Here is a 7,508-nt window from a genome sequence, read left to right as displayed (position 1 = left end):
GGGGGCCGGACAGGGACCACCGGAGTGACCCACGAGGGCCTGCGCCCGCGCATCCCGCGCGAGCACAGGCCCTCGCGCCGTTTCCACCACCCCCGACAGGTTCACCGGGCACCACGCCCGCCGCCGTCCCGGTCGTCCCGGTCGTGCCCGACCGGCGTCAGTGGCCGCACCCGCAGCGCCGGAAGCCGAAGTCGAGGGTGTGGTCGTTCTCGCCCGGCCCGCCGGTGGTCAGCGCCCGCTCGGGATACCTTCCCCCGGGCGGGACGACGCCCTTGGAGTCGACGAAGGGGTCCTCGCCGACGTCGTGCCTGGTGGGCACCCACCGGTACAGCGGACCGCCCTCGGCGTAGTCGGACGGGTTGTCCAGCCGGATCGTGTACCCGGTGTGCGGCCGGAGGCCGCCGTCCACGTTCGAGTCGTCGAAGTAGTACTCGCCGCGCGCCGTCGTCCCCGTCGTGCCGACCAGCCGGCCCGCCCCGTCGTACAGGTGGACGGTGGCACCCGGAACCGGCTTCTGGCCCGGCAGTTGGAGGCCGCTGCGCTCGGGGTCGTACCAGACCCGGTTGCCGATCTGGAGCGGAGCCCGGTCGCAGAGCACCTCCAGGTCGCCCATCGAGGCGCCCTTGCCGAACGGCGCGGGGACGTTCGCCGGGTTGAGCCGCAGCCCGACCCTCGGGTCCTGACGGCCGTCCGCCCGCTGGACGAAGGCCGTGCCGTAGCCGAAGGCCGTGTCGTTGGGGTCGAACCCGGAGGTCCCGATGGTGGTCTCGACCTTGGACAGCGCCATTCCGGCGTAGGCCGCGTTGTGGTGGAAGCCCATCCGGCTGGTGTCGAAGAAGCGGGTGCCCCGGGGCGAGAGACCACAGCCGTTGTTGGTGTCCAGCACGTAGGTGCCGTTCGCCGGGCAGGCCTTGTTCAGGTCGCCGCCCGACAGCACCTCGCCGACCGCGGCGCCCGCCGCCGCCTGGCCCGTCGCCCGGTCGGCGAGGCGGTCGCGGAAGGCCAGCAGCATCGAGCCGTCCGCCTCGAAGCCGACCTCGCCCAGCTCCGGCTCCGGCTGGGCGCGGTAGCCGGAGCAGGCCTGGCCGTTCTGCGTGGTCGGGTAGGTGTCCGTCCACGGGAACCAGCCCGCGCCGTCGCACGGGCCCGCGCCGACGGTCGACTGGCGCGGATAGTCCAGCGGCTGGTCCAGCACGGCCGGCCCGAACCGGCCGGTGGCCGGGTCGAAGGGCAGCACGACCGCCCGCAGGTCCGACACCGCGCCCGTCGACTCGCCCGAGCAGACGCCGCCGAGGTAGCCGGTCCCGTCCTGCAGGCCCAGACCGAAGGGGCGCCAGTCCGCCGCCGAGGCACAGCCCGGTTCCGGGACGGGGTAGACGGCCTTCGGCGCCGACGCGGTCGCCGCGGTGGCGTCGTAGCGGTACAGCCGACGGTCGTTGAGGTTGACGACGAACAGGTCCCTGCCGTCGTCCGTCACCTTGAGCCCGCCGAGGCTCTCCTTGCCCGGCACCGCCAGGAACGCGTCGTCCGCGCCCGGCCCGTGCGCGGTGCCCCCGGCGTCCGGGACGGTGGTGAACAGTGTGGTGCTGTTCCGCGCCAGGTCGGTCACGTAGATCCCGCCGGAGCCGCCCGGGCCGTAGCCCGTGGTGCGCTTGGCCGCCGCCGAGGAGAACACCCGCCGGTCGGCCCGGTTCCACGCGATGCCGAACAGGGTGCCGGTCTGCGCGTCGGTGGCGATGTCCGTGACGTTCACGTCCACGCCGTCCTGGCCGCGCGCACCGTACGGGAACGACACCAGCGTGCGCTGCGCACCGCCTCCCCACGTGGTGTTCTGGCAGGTCGTCACCAGGGGGGCGTTCTTCTGGCAGTAGTCGCCGGGGCTCCACAGCCCCGTGGTGTACGAGACGTTCGCGCCGTCGGAGAGGTCGACGAACTCCTCGTTGGAGCTCAGCAGGTTCGGCGCGCCGTCCAGCCCCCGCCGCGAGGCGAAGGCGGGGAACAGCACGCCCGGCTTCGGATTCACCACCCGCACCCGGTACGTGCCGCCGTGGTCCCGGCGCGGCGGCGGCGCCAGCGTCACCGTCCCGTCGGCCGCCGTGGTGCCCTCGACACGGACCCGGTCCCCGCCGGTGAGCGTCACCCGCACACCCGCCAGCCCAGGCTCCAGCGCGGGCGTCCACGCGCCCGAGGCGTCCACGGCCCGGACCACCCGGACCGTCACCGCCCCGTCCGCGCCCTGCGGGAACGCCGGCGGCGCCGTCAGCAGCCCGCTGCCGGTCAGCGCGACGGCGAGCACCGCGGCCCGCGCGACCCACGTCCTTCGTCCTCTCGTCCCCACCTGGGCCCCACTCTCATGATCGGCGGGCGGACGCCCGATCCCGACAGGGCCCCCAGGAGAGCGGCAACCGGTCGTGCACGTCCCCGTTTCGGGGCACGTTCACCGGCGCGTGTGACGCGGAACGGGCCGGAAATCGCATCAAGTTCGGATACCGCTCCATGAGTTCGCATGCGACCCGAGGCGGCGGGGTCGTGCCGCCGGGGGAGCGCGGCGGGTCACCCGAGGTCGAAGGTGTTCGGCAGACCGAGGCGGTAGCGGGCCTCGTCGACCAGCTTGAGCGGCTCCAGCTCCGGGGGCCGGAAGAGCCCCCAGACCCGGCAGCGACCGGCGCTCGAACCGTCCGCGTCCAGCAGGGCGTTGACGGCGCGCCGCGCGGACTCGTTGGCGCCCTCCATGGTCGCCAGGTCGACGTCGGTGCGGACGTAGTCGCCGGCCAGGAAGAAGTTGCCCACCGCGGTCGCGGCGGAGGGCCGGTCGTAGAGCGTTCCGGCCGGGTGGACCAGCAGCTGCTCGCGGTTGGCCGGCGCCGGCCCGCCCAGACCGGTGACGGCCGGGTCGAGGAACCACCCGCGCACGTCCGCGTCCGCCGGCCACCCGCCGCCCGGCCGCTCGAAGGCCCGCCGGCACTGCGCCCAGACCTCGCGGGCCACCTCCTCGCGGGTGCACTCCTTGGCCGTCCGGCCGTACAGGATCCCGGGCCGGTCCCACTCCGAGACGCAGACCGAGAGGCAGTCGCGCACCGTACCGTCGCCGTACGCGGCCGCGAAGTCCCGGTCCCAGAACTGCGCCTGGCCGACCGCGGTGAGCGACCACGGGGAGTCCAGGCAGACGGCGTGGCCGTGCACCAGCCGCACCGGGCGGCGCAGGTAGAACTGGATGCCCGTCATCCAGTCCGTGCCGATCGCGTCGCAGCGCGCCAGCCGGGGATCGGCGGCGCGCAGCCCCGGGCCCCAGGTGGCGCGGGCGTGCTCGACCGGCAGCGCGCTGAGGTAGTAGTCGGCCCGCACCGTCCCGGGGGCGCCGCCGCCGGCCGGCGCCACCCGGACCCCGGTGATCCGGCCCTCGGCGTACAGCACCTCCCGGACCTCGGTCCCGGTGCGGAACTCGACGCCCAGCGAGGCCAGATGGGCCACCCACGGGTCGATCCAGGCCTCGCTGGTGGGGCCGTTGAGCACCCGGTCGGGCTGCCCGTCACCGCCGCGCCCGAGCAGCCCGTTCAGCAGGAAGGCCTCGACGACCGTGCGGGCCACCGTACGGGTGCTGGCCCGCTCGGCCCGGGTCGCGACCAGGTCCCGGGTCAGGCCGACCCCGAGGAGGCGCTGGTAGTCGTGGGACATCCGCCCCGCCCTGATGAAGTCCCACCACGGCACCCGCTCCCACTGCTCCTCGCGGCGCACGTCGCAGCTGGTCAGGTGGACCAGGAGCCGGTCCACGAAGTAGGCCGGCTCGCCGGCGGGCAGGTGCAGCACCTCGTCCAGCGCGCCGGCCAGGGTCCGCCGCAGGGCGTCCGGGGCGAGGTCGCCCAGGTCGAGCGGGCGGGTGAGGGACCGGAACGGGAGGAGCAGTCCCGGGCGCGGGGCGTCGAAGGCCAGCAGCGCCTGGGTGGCGTCGCGCAGGTTGTCGTGGACGCCACCGGGGTTGCCGGCGCACGGGATGCGGCGCAGGGTGTCCGGCAGGTTGCGGTAGAAGCCGGGGAAGAACCGGAAGCCGTGCTCGCCCGGCAGCGCCCGACGGCCACCGGCCGCGCTGCCCGGCACGTCCATGCTGCGGGCCTTGCCGCCGAGCGCGTCGTAGTACTCGTACACCGTCACCCGGTAGCCGCGCTCGGCCAGTTCGTGCGCCGCGCTCAGCCCGGAGACCCCGCCGCCGAGGACCGCCACGGTCCGCCCCGGGCCACCGCGGGCACCGGCGCCCGAGCCCCGCGGGAGCGCGGCCGCGCCCGCCACCGGCCCGACGGCCAGAGAACCGCCCAACGATGCCGCACCGGCCAGGAACTGACGCCTCGTCCGCCCTTCCATCGCACCCTCCCGCGAACCCTCGCCCGACCCCACGACGCGCACGCCTCCACCCTCCTGGTCGCCCGAGCGGCGGGGCGACCCCGGGTGTGCAACGACCGGGCCCGGCACCGGTCACCCACCGCGCGCTCGCGTCCACACCCCGGACCGTACGGCCCGCGGCCCGTACGGCCCGGCCCGCCGAAAATCCAGGTGCGCCCGGCCGACTCCCCCCGCACACTGGGCCGGTCACGCACCGTTGTCGCGAAGGAGCCCCGTGCAGGGAGCAGTCAGCGTCTCGCCCGCCCAGATCCCCGAGCTGCTGCTCGGCCTGGCCACCGTCCGCCCGGTGTTCCTCTGGGGCGCCCCCGGGATCGGAAAGTCCTCCCTGGTCAGGGCGTTCGCCGAGTCGCTCGGCCTGGAGTGCGTGAGCCTGGTCGGCACCCAGCTCGCCCCGGAGGACCTGATCGGCGTCCCGCAGCTCACCCCCGAGGGCCGCTCCCGGTTCTGCCCGCCCGAGCAGATCGCCCGCGACCAGCCGTACTGCCTGTTCCTGGACGAACTCAACGCGGCCTCGCCGGACGTCCAGAAGGCCTTCTACTCGCTGATCCTGGACCGCAGGATCGGCTCGTACGAGCTGCCGCCCGGCTCGATCGTGATCGGCGCCGGGAACCGCGCCACCGACGGCGCGCTCGCCCGCCCGATGGCATCCGCACTGGTCAACCGCATGGTCCACGTCCATCTGCGGGCCAGCGCCGAGGACTGGCTGCGCTGGGCGGCCGGCGCCGGCATCCACCCCTGGATCGTCGACCACCTCACCGACCGGCCCGACCACCTGTGGTCCGCCCCGCCCAAGACCGAGGAGCCGTTCTCCACCCCGCGCGCCTGGCACATGCTCTCCGACGCGCTGCACTCCTTCGGCCCCACCCTGGATGAGGCGACCCTCAAGGTCGTCGCCCACGGGCTGCTCACCGCGCAGCACGCGGTCGCCTTCTGCGGCTACGCGAAGATCGTCCGCAACTCCTATGGCCTGGAGGCGATCCTCAAGGGCGACGCCCGCTGGCCGCACCGGCTGGAGGACCGCGACCTGCTCTACTACCTGGCCGACGCCTTCCGCGGCCGGCTGGTCAAGGAACTGCCCGCCCGCAAGGAGCACGCCTCCGGGGCGCAACGGCAGACCGCCTTCCGGGCCAAGTCGCTGCTGGTGCAGCTGGCCGAGATCTCGGTGGAGGTCGCCCAGACGGTGATCGCCGACGGCTCGGACGGCAACCCGGTGCTGCCCGCCTGGTTCCTGATCGAGGCCGCCCGGGACATGCCCCGCCTGGTCGAGGCCCGCCGGTGAAGCACGCCCCGGCCGACCGGAAGAAGCCGGACCCGGGCGCCGAGGCCTTCGCCGAGGGCCTCCAACTGCTCCGCCGCAACCCGGCCCTCGCCGCCCTGCGCGCCGACGTCTGCCGCACCGAGACCTGCACCACCGCCCCGCCGAACGGCTGGGCGGTGGCCGACTCCAACGGCACCCTGCACGTCAACCCGCGCCGCCGGGCCGAACCCGAGGAATGGGCCTGGGTGCTGGCGCACTGCCTGCTGCACCTCGGCTTCGGCCACCTCCCGGGAGCCCGCGGCACCCGGACCCAGCCCGACGCCCACCAGGCCGCCGCCCGCTGCGCGGTGGTCAACCGCTTCCTCGCCACCTTCCCGGTCGGCCGCGCCCCGGTCGTCCTCCCGCAGGAGTACCCGGGCGGCGACGAGGAGGAGCTGGCCGACCGCTGGCGCCGCGACGGCCTGCCCGCGCCCGACACCGCCGGGACCGCCGGCACCGCCGAACGCGACCAACTGCTGGTCGAGTGGCGCGGCCACGGCCAGGCCCGCGAGGACTGGCCCACGGCCTTCGCGGCCGCGCTCACCCGCACCATGTCCGCCGCGATGGACCGGGCCGGCGGCCGGATCGACACCGAGACCGGCGAACGCCTGCCCGAACGGCCCTGGAACAGGGCACTCAACTGGTTCGTCTCCTCCTACCCCCTGCTCGGCGGCATCGCGGCCGGCCTCACCGTCGTGGCCGACGCCGAACTCGCCCGCGCCCACGACATCGCCGTCGCCGCCGTCAACGCCGAGGCCGGCGAGATCTACGTCAACCCGCTGCGCCACCACGCCGACGAGGAGTGGCGGTTCATCCTCGGCCACGAGATCCTGCACGCCGCCCTGCGGCACGGCGAGCGCCGCGGCGGACGGGACCCGTTCCTGTTCAACGTCGCCGCCGACTACGTCATCAACGGCTGGCTGCTGGAGATGGGCGTCGGCGAGATGCCCGACGGGCTGCTGCACGACCCGCAGCTGAACGGCCTGTCGGCCGAGGAGGTGTACGACCGGATCGCCCGCGACCAGCGCCGCATCCGCCGCCTCGCCACCCTGGCCGGGAAGAACCGCCCGGACGTCCTCGGCGAACCGCTGGGAGCGCCCCGGGACTACGTCGACCTCGACGACTTCTACCGCCGCGGACTCCAGCAGGGCCTCGAACTGCACCGGCGCGAACGCGGCCTGCTCCCGGCCGGGCTGGTCGAGGAGATCCGCGCACTCGCCCACCCCCCACTGCCCTGGGACGCCCGACTGGCCCGCTGGTTCGACGAGTTCGTGCCGAGCCCGGAACCGGTGCGCAGCTACTCCCGCCCCGCCCGCCGGCAGTCCGCCACCCCGGACATCCCCCGGGCCGGCCGCTACCACCCCGAGGAGGAGGTGCCGCGCTGCACCTTCGGGGTCGTCCTGGACACCTCGGGCTCGATGGACCGGGCGCTGCTCGGCAAGGCGCTCGGTGCGATCGCCTCCTACGCCGCCGCCCGGGACGTCCCGGCCGCCAGGGTGGTGCACTGCGACGCCGCCCCGCACGACGCCGGGTACCTCCCGGTCGAGGAGATCGCCGGGCGCCTGCGGGTGCACGGGCGCGGCGGCACCGTCCTCCAGCCGGGCATCGACCTGCTGGAACGGGCCGAGGACTTCCCGCCCGGGGCACCCGTCCTGGTGATCACCGACGGCGAGTGCGACGTCCTGCGGCTGCGCCGCGAGCACGCCTTCCTCGTCCCGCGCGGCGCCGCACTCCCGTTCACCCCGCGCGGGCCGGTCTTCCGGATGAGCTAGGCGTTCCGTCCCGTGAGGAGGGGGACGCGGCCCCCGCCGGGCAC

4 protein-coding genes are annotated in these 7,508 nt (G+C 75.0%); 2 read left to right on the top strand and 2 right to left on the bottom strand.

Annotated features, from left to right (window positions below; translation table 11 throughout):
* Positions 1-157 precede the first annotated feature (157 nt).
* Positions 158-2,338: an SdrD B-like domain-containing protein gene (locus tag ACWGKU_RS25200; protein WP_452179481.1), complete on the bottom strand. Its 2,181-nt coding sequence runs from the start codon at positions 2,336-2,338 to the stop codon at positions 158-160.
* A 215-nt stretch (positions 2,339-2,553) separates the two neighbouring features.
* Positions 2,554-4,356: a hydroxysqualene dehydroxylase gene (locus tag ACWGKU_RS25195; RefSeq protein ID WP_452179482.1), complete on the bottom strand. Its 1,803-nt coding sequence runs from the start codon at positions 4,354-4,356 to the stop codon at positions 2,554-2,556.
* 253 nt (positions 4,357-4,609) lie between these two features.
* Between ACWGKU_RS25195 and ACWGKU_RS25190 the strand changes: the two genes are divergently transcribed.
* Together ACWGKU_RS25190 and ACWGKU_RS25185 are read left to right on the top strand one after the other, a co-directional pair.
* Positions 4,610-5,674 carry an ATP-binding protein gene (locus ACWGKU_RS25190; protein WP_380553127.1) on the top strand — a complete coding sequence of 355 codons (1,065 nt, stop codon included), beginning with the start codon at positions 4,610-4,612 and terminating at the stop codon, positions 5,672-5,674.
* Positions 5,671-7,464 carry a vWA domain-containing protein gene (locus ACWGKU_RS25185; protein WP_452179483.1) on the top strand — a complete coding sequence of 598 codons (1,794 nt, stop codon included), beginning with the start codon at positions 5,671-5,673 and terminating at the stop codon, positions 7,462-7,464. The genes ACWGKU_RS25190 and ACWGKU_RS25185 overlap by 4 nt, the downstream gene beginning before the upstream one ends.
* Positions 7,465-7,508 lie beyond the last annotated feature (44 nt).

This window comes from Kitasatospora sp. NPDC054768, assembly GCF_053612025.1.
Note: the sequence above shows the minus strand (reverse complement) of the source record. Positions and strands in the feature narration are given on the sequence as shown.

Bases quoted from the DNA above. Each gene is read 5' to 3' on its own strand.
- ACWGKU_RS25195 (WP_452179482.1), bottom strand. From the start codon at position 4,356: ATGGAAGGGCGGACGAGGCGTCAGTTCCTGGCCGGTGCGGCATCGTTG.